The 856-nt window shown below is 48.1% G+C and carries 2 protein-coding genes; one reads left to right on the top strand and one right to left on the bottom strand.

What is annotated here, in order from left to right:
* The coding region (locus E1189_RS03260) for a hypothetical protein (protein ID WP_196221137.1) at nucleotides 1–230 on the bottom strand (230 nt) is incomplete at its 3' end.
* A 233-nt stretch (nucleotides 231–463) separates the two neighbouring features.
* Here E1189_RS03260 and E1189_RS03255 point away from each other — a divergent pair.
* A complete protein-coding gene (locus E1189_RS03255) occupies nucleotides 464–643 on the top strand; it encodes a hypothetical protein (RefSeq protein WP_155158613.1) in 180 nt (59 codons plus the stop codon).
* Nucleotides 644–856 lie beyond the last annotated feature (213 nt).

Below are 856 nucleotides of genomic sequence, written 5' to 3'. Positions count from 1 at the left end.
CAAGGGGTGTTCACCCGCCCCCCGGCTGCCCGGGTGCGTAGCCTGGTAAAGATGTCCAGGGCTGTTCTAAGGTTGTTCGTGCTCCCCATGAGCTGGTGATGTCTGCCCAATGCCAGCCCATTAGTTTTTTCATCATTGGGAGAGGCTGAGTATTGTTCATAAAGGCGCTCAAAGAGTGGTAAAGCTTCAGTTAAATGGCCTCTCGCCTGTAAAGCTCTGCCTTTTGCCATTATCAGCCCTTTATTGTTTTGCAAGGCCTCTGGAAGCGAATCGACGTATCCAATACACCCAGCAAAATTCTCAAGAACAAATAAGCACCTGGCTTTTAACTGCACAACACGAGCGTATTGCTGCATGTCTCCCTCATATTTTTTTAATAGCGTTTCCGTCTTATCTAATGCTCGTTGAGGGTTGTTTTTCAGAAGACGGAAGCCCTCATTTATATCCTGACATGTCTGTATATATGAGTGCTGGGTACGGCGTTGTGAAAGCTGGTGGTACTCAGGGTGACCAGGATATCGAGAACCATGTGTACTGGGGGTATAAGGTGTATACCGACTTGAATCGCTTTGCCTGCGAGGAGGCGCCTGCCAGTAATGGCGGCCTCTCCCATAGCGTGGTGGTATGTTCATACTCTGAATAAACCTTTATAGCCGTTATGTCAGGGGGATGTTGAACCAGTGTTTTGTATGGATGACGGTGAGGGAGAAAAGGTTCAAAATGTGTCAGAATCACAGACGGGGGTGTCTGAGGTATACATCAGGCTATCAAACCTCATCGCCCTGTTTACACGGAGCTTCTCCAGCCATAAGAGCCAATAACTTCCACTCCTTTTTCCTCCATCGTTCATCTTTCG

The sequence above is a fragment of the Parendozoicomonas verongulae genome, assembly GCF_009711465.1.
GTDB classification, from domain to species: domain Bacteria; phylum Pseudomonadota; class Gammaproteobacteria; order Pseudomonadales; family Endozoicomonadaceae; genus Sansalvadorimonas; species Sansalvadorimonas verongulae.
Note: the sequence above shows the minus strand (reverse complement) of the source record. Positions and strands in the feature narration are given on the sequence as shown.